General features: G+C 50.6%; 15 protein-coding genes and 6 tRNA genes. 1 reads left to right on the forward strand and 20 read right to left on the reverse strand.

Annotation, left to right across the window (positions count from 1 at the left end):
- Positions 1-4: 4 nt before the first annotated feature.
- From hisIE to L1N85_RS18810, 14 genes are all read right to left on the reverse strand, one after another.
- The gene (hisIE, locus tag L1N85_RS18745; RefSeq protein ID WP_235240575.1) at positions 5-688 is read right to left on the reverse strand and encodes a bifunctional phosphoribosyl-AMP cyclohydrolase/phosphoribosyl-ATP diphosphatase HisIE; all 684 of its coding nucleotides are present in this window, start codon (positions 686-688) and stop codon (positions 5-7) included.
- The gene (gene hisF / locus L1N85_RS18750) at positions 685-1,443 is read right to left on the reverse strand and encodes an imidazole glycerol phosphate synthase subunit HisF (RefSeq protein ID WP_235240576.1); all 759 of its coding nucleotides are present in this window, start codon (positions 1,441-1,443) and stop codon (positions 685-687) included. The genes hisIE and hisF overlap by 4 nt, the downstream gene beginning before the upstream one ends.
- 77 nt (positions 1,444-1,520) lie before the next feature.
- A complete protein-coding gene (gene hisH, locus L1N85_RS18755; RefSeq protein WP_235240577.1) occupies positions 1,521-2,129 on the reverse strand; it encodes an imidazole glycerol phosphate synthase subunit HisH in 609 nt (202 codons plus the stop codon).
- Between the two features lies 1 nt (position 2,130).
- Complete coding sequence (gene hisB, locus L1N85_RS18760) at positions 2,131-2,730, reverse strand: imidazoleglycerol-phosphate dehydratase HisB (protein WP_328285244.1); 600 nt, start codon at positions 2,728-2,730, stop codon at positions 2,131-2,133.
- 35 nt (positions 2,731-2,765) lie between these two features.
- The gene (gene hisD / locus L1N85_RS18765) at positions 2,766-4,040 is read right to left on the reverse strand and encodes a histidinol dehydrogenase (RefSeq protein WP_268818363.1); all 1,275 of its coding nucleotides are present in this window, start codon (positions 4,038-4,040) and stop codon (positions 2,766-2,768) included.
- A 131-nt stretch (positions 4,041-4,171) separates the two neighbouring features.
- Positions 4,172-4,816 (reverse strand): ATP phosphoribosyltransferase, encoded by a 645-nt coding sequence (gene hisG, locus L1N85_RS18770; RefSeq protein ID WP_235240579.1) that lies wholly within the window; start codon positions 4,814-4,816, stop codon positions 4,172-4,174.
- A complete protein-coding gene (locus L1N85_RS18775) occupies positions 4,813-6,036 on the reverse strand; it encodes an ATP phosphoribosyltransferase regulatory subunit (protein WP_235240580.1) in 1,224 nt (407 codons plus the stop codon). The genes hisG and L1N85_RS18775 overlap by 4 nt, the downstream gene beginning before the upstream one ends.
- Positions 6,037-6,227: 191 nt before the next feature.
- Positions 6,228-6,761 carry an acyltransferase gene (locus tag L1N85_RS18780; RefSeq protein WP_235240581.1) on the reverse strand — a complete coding sequence of 178 codons (534 nt, stop codon included), beginning with the start codon at positions 6,759-6,761 and terminating at the stop codon, positions 6,228-6,230.
- A complete protein-coding gene (gene ppaX, locus L1N85_RS18785) occupies positions 6,748-7,419 on the reverse strand; it encodes a pyrophosphatase PpaX (RefSeq protein WP_235240582.1) in 672 nt (223 codons plus the stop codon). The genes L1N85_RS18780 and ppaX overlap by 14 nt, the downstream gene beginning before the upstream one ends.
- A 17-nt stretch (positions 7,420-7,436) precedes the next feature.
- Positions 7,437-8,462, reverse strand: coding sequence for a prolipoprotein diacylglyceryl transferase (gene lgt, locus L1N85_RS18790; protein WP_235240583.1), 1,026 nt, complete (start codon positions 8,460-8,462; stop codon positions 7,437-7,439).
- A 21-nt stretch (positions 8,463-8,483) separates the two neighbouring features.
- Positions 8,484-9,422 carry an HPr(Ser) kinase/phosphatase gene (hprK, locus tag L1N85_RS18795; protein ID WP_235240584.1) on the reverse strand — a complete coding sequence of 313 codons (939 nt, stop codon included), beginning with the start codon at positions 9,420-9,422 and terminating at the stop codon, positions 8,484-8,486.
- Positions 9,423-9,607: 185 nt separating this feature from the next.
- On the reverse strand, positions 9,608-10,729 hold the full coding sequence (locus L1N85_RS18800) for an ABC transporter ATP-binding protein (RefSeq protein ID WP_235240585.1): 1,122 nt from the start codon (positions 10,727-10,729) through the stop codon (positions 9,608-9,610).
- Between the two features lie 89 nt (positions 10,730-10,818).
- Positions 10,819-11,961: a PucR family transcriptional regulator gene (locus L1N85_RS18805; protein ID WP_235240586.1), complete on the reverse strand. Its 1,143-nt coding sequence runs from the start codon at positions 11,959-11,961 to the stop codon at positions 10,819-10,821.
- A 102-nt stretch (positions 11,962-12,063) separates the two neighbouring features.
- Positions 12,064-13,011 (reverse strand): glycosyltransferase family 4 protein, encoded by a 948-nt coding sequence (locus tag L1N85_RS18810; protein ID WP_235240587.1) that lies wholly within the window; start codon positions 13,009-13,011, stop codon positions 12,064-12,066.
- A 109-nt stretch (positions 13,012-13,120) separates the two neighbouring features.
- On the opposite strand from L1N85_RS18810, the gene ssuE reads away from it, so the two are divergent.
- Positions 13,121-13,678, forward strand: coding sequence for an NADPH-dependent FMN reductase (gene ssuE, locus L1N85_RS18815; protein WP_235240588.1), 558 nt, complete (start codon positions 13,121-13,123; stop codon positions 13,676-13,678).
- A gap of 132 nt (positions 13,679-13,810) precedes the next feature.
- On the opposite strand, the gene L1N85_RS18820 is transcribed toward ssuE, so the two are convergent.
- From L1N85_RS18820 to L1N85_RS18845, 6 genes are all read right to left on the reverse strand, one after another.
- A tRNA-Lys gene (locus tag L1N85_RS18820) sits at positions 13,811-13,886 on the reverse strand.
- Positions 13,887-13,903: 17 nt separating this feature from the next.
- Positions 13,904-13,988, reverse strand: a tRNA-Tyr gene (locus L1N85_RS18825).
- 38 nt (positions 13,989-14,026) lie between these two features.
- Positions 14,027-14,102 (reverse strand) — tRNA-Phe (locus L1N85_RS18830).
- 15 nt (positions 14,103-14,117) lie between these two features.
- Positions 14,118-14,194: transfer RNA gene (locus tag L1N85_RS18835), tRNA-Asp, on the reverse strand.
- 21 nt (positions 14,195-14,215) lie between these two features.
- Positions 14,216-14,291: transfer RNA gene (locus L1N85_RS18840), tRNA-Val, on the reverse strand.
- A gap of 24 nt (positions 14,292-14,315) precedes the next feature.
- Positions 14,316-14,392 (reverse strand) — tRNA-Met (locus L1N85_RS18845).
- Positions 14,393-14,616 lie beyond the last annotated feature (224 nt).

The raw sequence follows: 14,616 nt of genomic DNA on the forward strand, positions 1-14,616 counted from the left end.
GCCTCTATCTCATTTTGTTCGTCGTCGGTTTGCCGTGGCGGCTTTCGATCTCGCCGATTACATCGTCAAGCGGAAGCCCGCGCTCGCGGAGCAGCACCATCAAATGGAATATCAGATCGCCGGTCTCGCTGCGCAGCTCGTCATTATCTTTATTTTTGGCTGCAATGATGACCTCTGACGCCTCTTCGCCGACCTTTTTCAAAATTTTATCGACGCCTTTATCGAATAAATAGGTCGTATAAGAGCCCTCCGGACGTTCCGCGTAACGCTCTGCAATTACGCTTTCCAGCTGGCCAAGCGTTTCGAAGCGGTCTGCTTTCATTTGATCCTCGTCTGCAGCCCGGTCGATCACCTCGATCGGATTAAAGAAGCAGCTGTACCGCCCCGTATGGCAAGCCGGCCCCTTCTGCTCCACCTTAACGAGCAGCGTGTCGCCGTCGCAGTCATACGCCATCGAAACGATGCGCTGCGTATGGCCGCTGGTAGCCCCTTTGTTCCAAAGTTCGTTGCGCGAACGGCTCCAAAACCAGGTCACACCGTTTTTTACCGATAATTGAAGCGATTCTTTGTTCATATAAGCCATCATAAGCACTTCTTTGCTTTGCGCATCTTGTACGATGGCCGGGACGAGTCCGGCGTCATCCCATTTTATTTTTGACAAAAGCTCGCTTGGATTGGTTTCCGTCAACGCACCTCTACTCCCTTCAGCCGCAAATCATCCTTCACTTCACGGATCGTCATTTCTTTATAATGAAATATAGTAGCCGCCAGCGCCGCATCCGCATGTGCATATTTGAATACATCATTAAAATGCTCGATTCGTCCCGCTCCGCCGGAAGCGATAACCGGGATGCCCAGCGAATCGGATACCGCTTGCGTCAGCTTAATGTCGAAGCCGTCCTTCGTGCCGTCCGCGTCCATGCTTGTCAGCAATATTTCGCCGGCTCCGAGTCGTTCAACCTCGCGCGCCCATTCGAGCGCACGGATACCCGTCGTCTGGCGTCCGCCATGCGTGTATACCTCCCACTCGCCCCACTCCGTATTGAACTTCGCATCGATCGCAACGACAATACACTGCGAGCCGAATTTGCGCGAGCCTTCTTGTACGAGCGACGGATTTTTCACCGCGGCCGTGTTAATGCCGATTTTGTCCGCGCCTGCCCGCAGCAGCCGCTTCATGTCGTCGACATGGGATATGCCGCCGCCAACCGTGAACGGTATCGTAATTTCGCCTGCCGTCCGCTTGACGACCTCAATCATCGTAGCGCGTCCCTCGACCGAGGCGGATATGTCCAAAAATACGAGTTCATCCGCGCCCTCCCGGTCATAGGTGGCCGCAAGCTCGACAGGATCGCCCGCATCGCGCAGGTTAACAAAATTAACGCCCTTCACCACGCGGCCGTCCTTCACGTCGAGACACGGAATGATACGTTTCGCCAGCATGTCGCCCTCTCCTTTTTTGCTCGTTTTACGGAGCTTGATCCATATTTATGAGGCCTCCGGCTCACGTCCGAGGCGTATTATTTTGCGGTTAGCGCAAGAAAATTGCCAAGCAGCTGCATGCCGAGCTCACCGCTTTTTTCCGGATGGAACTGCATGCCGTACAAGTTGCCGCGGCCGACGATCGCCGTCACCTGCTGTTGATAGTCCGTTGTGGCAAGCAGATCGCTTTCAAGCTCAGGCTTAACGTGGAACGAGTGAACGAAATACACATGGCCTTCCGTCAGACCGCTGAATAACGGCGATTTTTCCTGTAGAAACGATAGCTTGTTCCAGCCCATATGCGGCACTTTGTAGTCGCCTTGGAATCGGCTTGCTTTCCCCGGCAATAAATTTAGTCCCTCATTCAGGCCGTACTCCTCGCTTTCACTGAAAAGCAGCTGCATGCCGAGGCAAATGCCAAGCATCGGCTTGCCGGAGGCGGCATAAAACTTAGCCACTTCGTCCAGCTTCGTTTCGCGCAAATTTTGCATCGCATCGCCGAACGCGCCGACTCCCGGTAAAATCGCGCCGTCCGCTTCTACGATCGTTTGCGGATCAGCGGTAATAACCGCTTCATAGCCAAGCCGTTCGACGGCCTTGCTCACGCTGTGCAGATTGCCCATGCCGTAATCGATGATCGCGATCATATTACAGCACTCCTTTCGTTGAAGGCACTCCTTGTACGCGAGGATCAATGCTCGTTGCTTCATCAAGCGCGCGTCCCAGCGCCTTGAACACCGCTTCGATCATGTGATGCGTGTTTTTGCCGTAATGAACGATAACATGAAGCGTAATGCGCGACTCCAGCGCCAGCTTCCATAGAAACTCATGTACAAGCTCCGTGGAGAAGCTGCCAACCTGAGCAGACGGGTACTCTGCACGGTACTCAAAATGCGGACGGTTGCTGACATCAATGATAACCTGCGCAAGCGCCTCATCCATTGGTACGAACACGCTGGCATAACGCTTTATTCCGCGTTTGTCGCCAAGCGCTTCACGAAGCGTTTGCCCGATACAAATCCCGATGTCCTCTACCGTATGATGATCGTCGATATCGATATCGCCGCGCGCTTCTACGTTCAAGTTAAATTGGCCATGCTTCGTAAACAAATCAAGCATATGGTTAAGGAAAGGCACATCCGTATCAATCTTCGCCTCTCCCGTTCCATCAACTGCAAACGTAAGCTTAATATCGGTCTCATTCGTCTTACGCGCCACTGTCGCTTCGCGCACTCTATTCTCCGCCACTTTCATTCCTTCTTTCTTGATAAGTAATATATTGACTAACTTTCTTTCTCCAACCGGATCTCGATTGCGCGAGCGTGGCCTTCCAGTCCCTCATGACGCGCCAGCGTCATGATCTTCTCGCCGTTTGCAAATAACGCTTCTTTGCTGTAATAGATCAAGCTCGATTTCTTCAAGAAATCGTCGACATTCACCGGCGATGAGAAGCGTGCTGTGCCGTTCGTTGGGATAATGTGATTCGGACCGGCAAAATAGTCTCCAACCGGTTCCGAGCTGTAAGGTCCGAGGAATATAGCTCCGGCATTCTGAATGAATCCGAGAAGGCGCATCGGATCGACCGTCAGTATTTCAAGGTGCTCGGGCGCTAACTGATTCACAACGTCGATTCCCTCGTCAAGCGAATCGACGAGCAGCACCGCGCCGTAGCTGTCAATGGATTTGCGAGCAATGTCCTGCCGCGGCAGCGTAGACAACTGCCTCTCCACCTCCGCAGCAACCGCTTCCGCAAGCTGCTTCGACGGCGTGATCAAAATCGCCGAAGCCATCTCGTCGTGCTCGGCTTGCGAAAGCAGATCCGCGGCTGCATACGCCGGATCTGCCGAATCGTCGGCAAGCACGACGATTTCACTCGGGCCGGCGATGCTGTCGATATCGACGGCGCCGAACACGGCGCGCTTCGCCAGCGCCACATAAATATTACCCGGTCCGCAAATTTTGTCGACCGGAGCAATCGAAGCTGTGCCGTACGCAAGCGCGGCTATCGCTTGAGCCCCCCCGACCCGGTACATCTCCTTCACGCCCGCCTCAGCGGCAGCTACGAGAATATACGGGTCGATGCCCTCCTTGCCGCCGGTCGCTGGCGGCGTCACCATTACGATCTCCGGCACGCCGGCCACCTGTGCCGGAATGACGTTCATCAGCACGGACGACGGATAAGCCGCCTTGCCTCCGGGCACATAAACGCCGACCCGCTTCAGCGGTCGCATAATTTGCCCGAGCAGCGTTCCGTCCTGCTGCAGATCCATCCACGAAGTGCGCATCTGCTTCTCGTGGAATACCCGGACATTCACGGCCGCCTCGCGGATTGCCGTGAGAAATGCGGCGTCGACCTGCCCATACGCCGCCTCGATCTCCTGCTGCGTCACGCGGAGCGACGCCGCATCCAGCTTCACCCGGTCATGCTGCTCCGTATACCGCAGCAGCGCCGCATCTCCTTCGGCCTTCACGTCTGCGACGATCCTTAAGGCCGCTTCATTTTGCTCCGGTGTCCCATACTCCACCTCGCGCTTCAAACCAAACTGCTCTGCACGCATTATCCGCACATTGCCCACTCCTTCCGCCTAATCGCTTTGCCTAAAGCATCCGCTCTATTACGCTTCAGCCGATAAATTCACCCTGCCCATTCGTTCTTGTTGCGCTCTCCCATCCGTTATGCAACTTTCGTCTACACCCGCGCCGCTAAAGTCTCCTGCAACCGATCGCACAAGCCTTGAATCGCTTCGTTCTTCATCCGGTAACTTACGCGATTGGCGATCAAACGGCTCGTAATGCCGAAGATCGATTCCATCTCCACCAGTCCGTTCTCACGCAGCGTTTGGCCCGTCTCCACCATATCGACAATACGATCGGCAAGTCCGATCATCGGCGCGAGCTCGATCGAGCCGTTCAGTTTAATAACTTCAACCTGCTGCCCTTGCTCGCGGAAATACGCCGAAGCAACGTTCGGATATTTCGTAGCGACGCGCGGATTAATTGTCGGTTTCCAGTCCGGCATGCCGATGAGCGACATCCGGCATTTGGCGATACCGAGATCCAGCAGCTCATAAACATCCTTATTTTCCTCCATCAAAACGTCCTTGCCGACGATTCCGATATCCGCTACGCCATATTCCACGTAAGTCGGCACATCGACCGGCTTCGCCATAATAAACTCCATGCCTACCTCAGGCAGCTCAATGATCAGCTTGCGCGTATCATCGAAATCGCTCGGAATAGGCAGCCCCGCTTCGCGAAACAACTTCGACGCCTGCTTGTAGATGCGGCCCTTCGGCATCGCCACTTTCAATATGTCTCTTGTCTCTCCGCTCATCTGGCGCTGCCTCCTTTCATTCCTTTTCCGGTAAACGGCAGTAATGCCCCGTAATTCACACCCTTATACGCAAATGGCCTTTGCACGTCAGTATCCACCGACAAGCCATTCCATTCATTCACCCGCTCCGTTACCACGTTTACGCCTTCTGCACGCAGCTCCTGCGCTCTCGCAAGCGCCTCAGTCCGTCCAGCCGCATCATAAACGACAAGTGTCCTCACCGTTTCGTTCTCCGCATTGTCGCCAAGCAGCTCCAGCACGCGGGTCGTCTTCAGCGCGAAGCCTGTAGCCGGCGCCGGTCTTCCGAACTGAGCCAGCAGGTTATCGTATCGTCCTCCGCTTACGACCGGGAAACCAAGATCCGCCGCATAGCCCTCGAACGTCATCCCCGTGTAGTAGGAGAAATCCCCGATCATCGTCAGGTCAATCAACACATACTCGCTTACCCCGTAAGCCTTCAATACATCCCAAATTTCGCACAAATGGCGAATGGACGCCTGAGCCGTAGCATCCGCGCTAAGCTGCAGCGCCTGATCGCAAATCTCCTGTCCGCCGCGCAACCGTAGAATGCCTTCCAGCTCGCGCTGTACCGGCTCTTCCAACGAAAGCTCACGTAATTGCTGACGGTACCCGACATAATCGCGACCAAGCAGGCAGCCCTTCAGCTGCTCCTGCGCCTCTACGCGGCCTGGCAGAGTCTCCTCCAATAAACCGTTCAGGAACCCGACATGCCCGATCGCAATCTTGAATCGGTCCACGCCGGCTGCCTTCAAGGAAGCAATCGCCAGCGCCACAACCTCCGCATCCGCCTCCGCCGACGAATCGCCAACAAGCTCTACGCCCGTTTGAAAAAATTCAGCCTCGCGGCCAGCTTCCTCTTCGATCGCCCGAAACACGTTCGAATGGTAAGAAAGACGCTGCGGGAAATCGGATTGCTTCAATAACGAAGACACGACACGCGCGATCGGGGCCGTCATATCGGAACGCAGCACCAGCGTCGTTCCGCGATTGTTCAGCAGCTTGAACAATTTCTGATCCGACGTAGAGCTCGCTACGCCCACTGTATCGTAGTATTCCATCGTTGGCGTCATAATTTGCTCATAGCCCCAGCCTTGCATGCAGGCAAGCACTTGACGCTCTATGTGACGCAGCTTGGCGACTGCACCCGGCAAATAATCTTTAACGCCTATCGGCTTCTCAAAAACTTTTGGTTTAGACATTCGTTATCACCTTCGATTGCTTTAGTATATTAAAGTGCTACCATGTTACCATGCTAACAAATTAAAGAGTTTAGTCGTAATATTATCATGAAAATCGCGCCTTCGTCAAGCGAACATCCGTCCTTCTCTCCCCAAAAAAGAAAGCCCCATCCCGAGTAAAATCACCTCGTCCGGATGAGACTCTTTCCTGTTTAGTTAATTATGTTTCTCACATGATCGTCGAGCTCTGCAGGCACAACCATTTCGCTCCGCCTAATTTCCCGCATCGGATTTCCGCCTACGAAGGCGTAGGCCGGAACATCCTTATGCACGAGCGAGCCTGCCGCTACCACGGCATGATCGCCTATTGTGATACCTGGCAAAATCGTCGAATTGGCGCCGATCATTACATTCGATCCAATCTTCACATCGCCAAGCCTATATTCCTTAATCAAATATTCATGCGTCAGAATCGTTGTATTATATCCAATGATCGAATTATTGCCGACCGATATACGCTCAGGAAAGAAGACATCGACCATAACCATTAAGGCAAATGCGGTATGCTTGCCCACCTTCATGCCGAGTATACGGCGGTAAATCCAATTTTTGAGCGGAAGAATCGGACAATAGCGCGCCAGCTGTATAAAAATAAAATTGCGAACCGATTTCAATCGGCTCACAGTCGAATACACCTGCCACAGCGCGTTCGGCCCCTCCACTGGATATCGTTCAACTTTTCGCAAGCGTCTCCCGCTCCAATCCTACGAAAGAATAAAGATCGCGCATATCATGAATGACGTGATGGGCTCCCGCGGCCTTCAGTTTCTGCTCGCCCTTTAGCGACCAGGCAACCCCAACCGCAACAGCGCCCGCAGCAACGGCGGATTCAATATCCACCATGCTGTCGCCGACCATGATCGTCGTGGCCGGATCCGCCCCAAGCAGCCCGATGGCTTTACTGACTGGCTCTGGATGCGGCTTCGGATTCACGACATCGTCAATCGTCACGATGGCGTCAACATAGTCGTAAAGTCCGACGAATTTCAGGCCGCGCTCCGTTGTCAACCGCATTTTGGTCGTCACGACGCCGATTTTAATACTTTTCTCATGCAGCGTTGCAATAACCTCATTGACGTAGTCGAATGCTTTGACATACTCATCGTGCAGCCGCAAATTGACCTCGCGATAAGCCGCTACGAGATGCGTTACATCCTCAAGTCCGGAGAACAGCCTCATTTGATCGGTAAGCGGATTTCCCATACTCGGGATAATATGGTCTCTTCCGAAATCTTCCGGCACATAGCCTTGCAGCGATTCTATAAATGACCGAATAATCAGCTCATTGGTGTCTATGATCGTGCCGTCCAAATCGAACAGCATCGTTTTGATATTGCCCGTCATCGTGTTTCCCTCCTATACTACTCTCTTCCTTTGCCGCTTTCATCCTTTTCAATGATTTCGGCTGTTTCATTTAAATCCGCGACCGCACCATTTGCGCCATCGTTTTTCTCCGGCTTGCTTGAAACAATCGGATCATGATAATACGCGAATGCCAGACCAGTTCTGCGTCTTACGACAATCAGCACGATCGCTCCTAAAATGAGCAGCAAGGCCATTACCTGCGAAATGCGTACATTGCCATATGCCGGGTCTAAGTACCCTTGAAGGAACATGACTTCCATTGGTGTCCACAGCGCGTTAACGAAGGATGCCAACCACTGCGGTCCCATAAATGCCAAACTATCCGTACGCAGCGCTTCAATAAAGAAGCGGCCGATCGAATACCAGATGAAGTAAGCAGCCACCAACTCGCCCGCACGCAAAAACTTTTGACGGCGCAGCACGAACAAAATTCCGATACCGACTAAGCTCCAGAGCGATTCATACAAAAATGCCGGGTGTCGGTATGCAGCCTCCTGAGTTACTTGATCGACAATATACATATTGTCGACGATAAACACAGGAAGATTCAGCGTATTACGCAAAAAATCTTCGCTGACCGGTCCGCCGTAAGCCTCCTGGTTCATGAAATTGCCCCAGCGTCCAATCATCTGTCCAGCCAGAAGTGAAGGTGCACATATATCTGCGATGCGCCAGAAATTATAGCCCTTGTAGCGGAAATAGAAAAAACCGCAAATAAATGCCCCGATAAGAGCACCGTATATTGCAATGCCCCCATTCCATATCTTGAACACATCGAGAAGATTCCCTTTGTAATCTTCCCATTTAAACGCCACATAATAAATCCTGGCTCCTATAATAGCGGAAGGAACGCCAAGCAACAGCAAGTCCATGAAGAAGTCCGGCTTAATCCCGAACCTCTTCCCTTCCTGGACGGCAAGCAGCAAACCGACTAAAGCAGCCGTTCCCAAAATAATACCGTACCAATGCACCTCAATCGGTCCGAGCGTGAAGGCAACGGGATTTAACGAAAATGTGTTCACTATTCATGTCCCCTTTTTGGTTCAATCGTAATCGTCCATATCGTCGGCAATCGTTTCCGTCAGCTTATTCGTGAATTGAAGCGCCGCATTGTAGCCCATCCGTTTCAAACGGAAGTTCATTGCGCCCACCTCGATAATGACCGCTAAGTTGCGGCCTGGGCGGACAGGCACGGTAACGAGCGGAATATCGGTATCGATAATGCGCGTCGTTTCCTCATCCAGACCAAGGCGGTCGTATTGCTTGTCCTGCTGCCAGTTTTCAAGCTTAATGACGAGACCGATCCGCTTCTGCGTGCGCACCGCTCCCGCTCCGAACAACGTCATCACATTAATGATGCCTAGTCCGCGAATTTCGAGCAGGTGACGGATAAGCTCGGGCGCGCTGCCGTGCAGTTGACCGTCTGACGTTTGACGAATCTCAACCGCATCGTCGGCTACCAGCCGATGGCCGCGCTTCACAAGCTCCAGCGCCGTCTCGCTTTTACCAATACCGCTGCCGCCTGTAATGAGCATGCCTACACCGTATACGTCGACCAGAACACCGTGAATCGTCGCCGTAGGGGCGAGCTTATGCTCGAGGAAATCGGTAATCCTGCTCGATAGAATCGTCGTGGCTACGTTACTGCGCAGCACGGGAATTTGCGTTTCGTTCGCTTGATCGATAAGCTCCTGCGGCGCTTCCAAGCCCCTGGTCAAAATGATGCACGGCGTATCCTCATTACAAAGCCTTACCATGCGATCCTTCCGTTCTTCGCTATCCAGCATGTTCAGAAACGATATTTCGGTTCTTCCGAGAAGCTGAATCCGCTCGCTCGGGTGGTAATGAAAATAACCAGCCATCTCAAGTCCAGGCCGATACAAATCATCTACAGTAATCGCACGCTTCAGTCCGTCTTCTCCGGCAACAATTTCAAGCTGAAATTGTCGGATAAGCTCAGACACTTTCACTTTCTTCGGCATCGTAGGGCCTCCCTCATATGGCAACTGCACTATATGTATGTTTGTTTTTATCTAATATCTTCATCGTAAAGGAAAAAAGCGCCGAGCGCAACGTTTCCTGCGTCTCACGCACGAACCCCAATACGGTTTTAGCCGCAAAAAAAGGACTGCCGGCATAAACCGACAGTCCTCTTCTATATAATCTCTTAACCTTCGAAAATGTTAAGTTCTGTTTCTTTGTCGAACAAATGTGCTTTGTTCATATCAAGAGCAAGCTTAACAGTTGAGCCGTCACGAACGCCGGAGCGGCCGTCCACACGAGCAATTACAGTGTCATTACCGATACCATTCAGGTAAAGGTACATTTCGTGACCAAGATTCTCAGCAACTTCAACATTCGCGTTCACAATTGTTTGCGGGGATGCTTCAAGGAATACTGGCTCTTCGTGAAGATCCTCTGGACGCATACCAAGAATAACTTCTTTGCCGATATAGCCTTTCGAGCGCAGCACTGCTGCTTTGCCTTCTGGAACAACTACGTCGACACCGCTTGCTTTGAAACGAAGCGCGCCGCCTTGCTCTGTAAGCGAACCGCTAACGAAGTTCATCGATGGAGCGCCGATAAAGCCAGCTACAAAGATGTTTACAGGGTGGTTGTAAAGCTCTTCCGGAGAAGCCGTTTGTTGAATGAAACCGTCTTTCATAACAACGATACGGTCACCCATTGTCATAGCCTCGATTTGGTCATGCGTTACATAGATTGTTGTTGTTTCAAGACGTTTTGTAAGCTTGCTGATTTCCGCACGCATTTGTCCGCGAAGCTTCGCGTCCAAGTTGGAAAGCGGCTCATCCATCAAGAATACTTGCGGCTCACGAACGATTGCACGTCCTAGAGCGACACGTTGACGCTGACCACCGGAAAGTGCTTTTGGCTTACGCTCAAGCAAATGCTCAATATCAAGAATTTTAGCAGCTTCACGAACGCGTTTGTCGATGTCTGCTTTTTTGAATTTACGAAGTTTAAGGCCGAATGCCATGTTTTGATAAACGTTCATGTGCGGGTACAACGCGTAGGATTGGAATACCATCGCGATGTCGCGGTCTTTAGGGGCAACGTCGTTTACTAAACGGTCGCCGATAAACAATTTGCCTTCAGAAATTTCTTCAAGACCTGCAATCATACGAAGAGTTGTCGATTTACCGCAACCGGATGGTCCGACCAATACGAGAAACTCTTTGTCTTTAATATCTAAGTTAACGTCAGTAACCGATGCTTTGTCAGTACCCGGATATTTTTTGTAAATGCCTTCTAAACGTACGCCTGCCATGATAATTTTCCCCCTAAAAAGAAATTTCGATATGCCTATATCTTATCCCACACAGGAGGCTGTGACTATGCACATACTTTACAAAAAAACTAATTTCTTTTCGTAACTTTGTACAATAGTAATATAATTTTCACTAATACTGCATCTTTAAATTGACGAACATCCAGCCCTGTCTCTTGTTTAAGCTTGTCTAACCGATACAATAATGTATTACGATGAATGTATAATTTCTTTGCCGTTTCACTAACATTGCAATCCAGTGTAAAAAAAGTCTCGATCGTGCTTAGCATTTCCGATTCTACGAATAGATCCGCACGCTTCATCGACTGCTCCAAATATTTGGAGCGCTGCGCCTCCGGAATCGCATTCAACAATCGCTCCAGCTGCAGCATCCAAGGCAAATGAATATTTGTTCCTACATGGAATTTACGACCCAGATTAACCGTTTCGCGAAGCAGCACCGTCGTCTCGACCATACCTTTGGCAGGTGTCGTAGGATGAGCGACCGCCAGATGGCATTCGCCAATCCATTCGCTTGCCAGCATTTCGTGCAGCCCTAAACCAATCGACGCCAAGCTGTCCTCGAGCGTCTCTTCTTCCTGTTCATTGAATGAATCAGCATCCTCATCCCGCAGCAGCGAGACGGAACCCCAAATGAGCCACTCCTGGCTTTTAAGCGGAATAAGCACGACATCCTCCGACAAAAACGAGCGAAGAAGCTTCTCCAGATCCGAATAGGTCGCTTGCTTCGTATTCGTCTGTTCGGTTACGAGTAAGAATGGAATCATATCATTATACAGCCGGCTTCCTACGGTCAAATGATCAGGTAATGAATACGCAGGCTCATCGGATTCAAGCTGCTTCTGAATCCACTCGCTCAGCTTTAAAGCGCTTCTTTCCGTTTCGGAGAGCGCAGATGTGTTTTTCGGAGCGGATTGTCCCCGGTCCAGTTGAAGCGTCCAGCTAATCAGCTCTTTCTCAGAGGTTTGCAAGGAAGGATGATCTATTTCAATCAGCTCCACTATGGAATCGGCTCTGCCCGCCACGATCCATGTCTTTCCGCCTTTATCCGCGCGTTGGCCTTCCCTGGGAGTATCCTTCGTTTGTTCCCCAAGCCATGTCGAATCGGCATTCTTGACTAGCTCATCCCATTCGGCTATCGATTTCGAAACTACATGCACCGGACAGTTCAAAATGTGCTGCAGCGTCTTCAACCAGTCTGTCGTGCTCATTTTTCTATCTCCAATCTCCACAAGCGTTTGCGGCTGGCGCCATCCTATTGCGATGCAGAAAAACGCTTTTTTTCGTCATTGTACCATAAGCGCCTCCCTAATTCAGCCTATCACCAGTAAAAGTATGATCGATAGGAGCGCAAACAGAGCGGCAATTAAATACATAAATGAAACCGTTTGTACCTGATTCAGTCCCCATTTCATTAAAATGTGATGCGTATGCAGCTTGTCCGCGCGGTGGAGGCCCTTACCGCTTATAAGTCTGCGCAGCATGACGTATGCTGTATCCAGTATGGGTAATCCAAGCGCTAATAGCGGAACAAGCAAGGTTATGACCGTTGCCTTTTTGAATGCGCCGTCCACCGCAATAACCGCTAAAGTATATCCGAGGAAAGTAGCGCCCGCGTCTCCCATAAATATTTTTGCAGGATAAAAATTATGAAGAAGAAAACCAAAGGAAACTCCCGCTAAAATAACGGCCAAAATCGCTGTATCCGACTGACCCTTAATCAGAGAGATGATAAGCATGGTAAGTGCCGAAAGCGTGCTTACGCCTGAAGCAAGCCCATCGACACCATCTATAAAATTAATCATATTGATTAACGCGAACACCCAAAGCATTGACGCAAGCCATGAGAACCATTCTGGAAATGGAATAAAAAAACCACTTAAAGGATTCGTTATTCCTGCAATCTTAATATGAAATATCGCTGGGATCAAAGCGGCGCCCAAATAGAGAATAACGCGAGGCCATACCGGGAAGTCTTTCCCCTTCGACTTTGCGGCATCGTCAAGCATGCCTATAGTCACAAGTAATAAACCACCCGTTAAGATCGTCCACGTTAACGGTGTAAGCCCGATGAATAAAAGCATCACGATCACACAACCAGCGTAAATAGCCGCTCCACCCATAAGAGGAATCGGCTTATTATGTATTTTCCGGGAAGTCGGACGATCAACAAAACCAAGTCGAAGCGCAAACATCCGAAGTGGGGGTACACTTGCAAATACAATAGTAAAGCTTATCAGAGCCGCTGCAACGTATACCATGTCCGATTCTCCTTTTTTCTGCTCCCGTATGTATACATTGTTCCCATATATCGATAAAATACAAGAAACAAATCATACCTGTAGAATGAGGAGAAAGAGAGTGCAGCACATGTCCAGAATCGTTATTATTTCCGGAAGTCCGAATGCATCATCACGGTTGAACGGAGTTACCCAGTTTGTGCAGCAGCAGCTATCCATACATAAACTGTCAACCGTCCTTATCGAGGTTGTCTCGCTGCCTGCTGAAGATCTTATTCATGCACGCTTTAACAGCCCTGCGATCCTTGAAGCAAATGCATTAGTTGAGAAGGCTGAAGCCGTAATCATTGCAAGTCCCGTTTATAAAGCGTCTTATACCGGCGTGCTCAAAACGTACCTGGATCTGCTCCCGCAAAAAGGCTTAGACGGAAAAATCATTGCCCCTTTATTTATCGGCGGCACGATCGCTCATTTGCTGTCGATCGACTATTCCCTAAAGCCTGTGCTTGCATCCATGGGGGCCAAGCTATACGTAAGCGGCGTATATGCCGTCGATTCGCAAATCAACCGTACACAAGGCCCGAACGAGGAGCCCGTATTCGAGTTGAATGAAGATCTTAAAGCTCGTCTTGCCGAAACCGTAAATGAGCTTGCCCGGGAGCTGTCGCTCCGCAGTCATAAACAATAGCACAAAATAAATGAAGGACTACCCTTGGGAAAGCATCAGCTTTCCTTAGGATGGTCCTTTTATGAGTAATTGTAACATCAAAAAAACCGAAGATTCTAAGATCCTCGGTTACGTATTTGTTTTGAGTAAAAATGGTGAGTCATGTAGGATTCGAACCTACGACACCCTGATTAAAAGTCAGGTGCTCTACCAACTGAGCTAATGACTCTTGATGTGTAGAAAAACTGGTGGAGGATGATGGATTCGAACCACCGAACTCAGAGAGAGCAGATTTACAGTCTGCCGTGTTTAGCCACTTCACTAATCCTCCATACTATTACCTATTTTTCGTAGCGACGAAAAATAAAGTGGTGGCTCGGGACGGAATCGAACCGCCGACACGAGGATTTTCAGTCCTCTGCTCTACCGACTGAGCTACCGAGCCTTACTTAAGAGAAAATGGCGGAGCTGACGGGATTCGAACCCGCGGTCTCCTGCGTGACAGGCAGGCATGTTGGGCCACTACACCACAGCTCCAAATTGTAATAAAAAAGTTCATGGTGGAGGATGACGGGATCGAACCGCCGACCCTCTGCTTGTAAGGCAGATGCTCTCCCAGCTGAGCTAATCCTCCAAAATGGGTTGATAAGAAAGGTAATGGTAGCGGCGAAGGGGATCGAACCCCCGACCTCACGGGTATGAACCGTACGCTCTAGCCAGCTGAGCTACACCGCCACGCTTGTCCCCCGAATAATTGTCACTCGCAGCGTTCGGGGACGCATGCAAGATCAGGTGATGACATCGCCAAATGCCTCTGCAAACAAGCTGTATTAAGTGCACTAGGCAACTTTCCACAACAAGATTTGCGCCCTGAAAACTGGATACGAAAGTCAGGTTTGCTGAAACCTTATTAGCTGTTGTCTGCCGGATGTATGGGTCCAGGCAAACTTATTTAGGAT

Origin of the sequence: Paenibacillus alkaliterrae (assembly GCF_021532375.1) — a bacterium.
Lineage (GTDB): Bacteria > Bacillota > Bacilli > Paenibacillales > Paenibacillaceae > Pristimantibacillus > Pristimantibacillus alkaliterrae.

What these genes read in the sequence shown, in the direction of transcription:
- ssuE (WP_235240588.1), top strand. Translation starts at nt 13,121, where the DNA reads ATGTCCAGAATCGTTATTATTTCCGGAAGTCCGAATGCATCATCACGG.
- L1N85_RS18775 (WP_235240580.1), bottom strand. Translation starts at nt 6,036, where the DNA reads ATGTCTAAACCAAAAGTTTTTGAGAAGCCGATAGGCGTTAAAGATTAT.
- ppaX (WP_235240582.1), bottom strand. Translation starts at nt 7,419, where the DNA reads ATGACGGGCAATATCAAAACGATGCTGTTCGATTTGGACGGCACGATC.
- hisG (WP_235240579.1), bottom strand. Translation starts at nt 4,816, where the DNA reads ATGAGCGGAGAGACAAGAGACATATTGAAAGTGGCGATGCCGAAGGGC.
- hisD (WP_268818363.1), bottom strand. Translation starts at nt 4,040, where the DNA reads ATGCGTGCAGAGCAGTTTGGTTTGAAGCGCGAGGTGGAGTATGGGACA.
- L1N85_RS18810 (WP_235240587.1), bottom strand. Translation starts at nt 13,011, where the DNA reads ATGGTATACGTTGCAGCGGCTCTGATAAGCTTTACTATTGTATTTGCA.
- hisF (WP_235240576.1), bottom strand. Translation starts at nt 1,443, where the DNA reads ATGCTGGCGAAACGTATCATTCCGTGTCTCGACGTGAAGGACGGCCGC.
- L1N85_RS18800 (WP_235240585.1), bottom strand. Translation starts at nt 10,729, where the DNA reads ATGGCAGGCGTACGTTTAGAAGGCATTTACAAAAAATATCCGGGTACT.
- hisH (WP_235240577.1), bottom strand. Translation starts at nt 2,129, where the DNA reads ATGATCGCGATCATCGATTACGGCATGGGCAATCTGCACAGCGTGAGC.
- hprK (WP_235240584.1), bottom strand. Translation starts at nt 9,422, where the DNA reads ATGCCGAAGAAAGTGAAAGTGTCTGAGCTTATCCGACAATTTCAGCTT.
- L1N85_RS18805 (WP_235240586.1), bottom strand. Translation starts at nt 11,961, where the DNA reads ATGAGCACGACAGACTGGTTGAAGACGCTGCAGCACATTTTGAACTGT.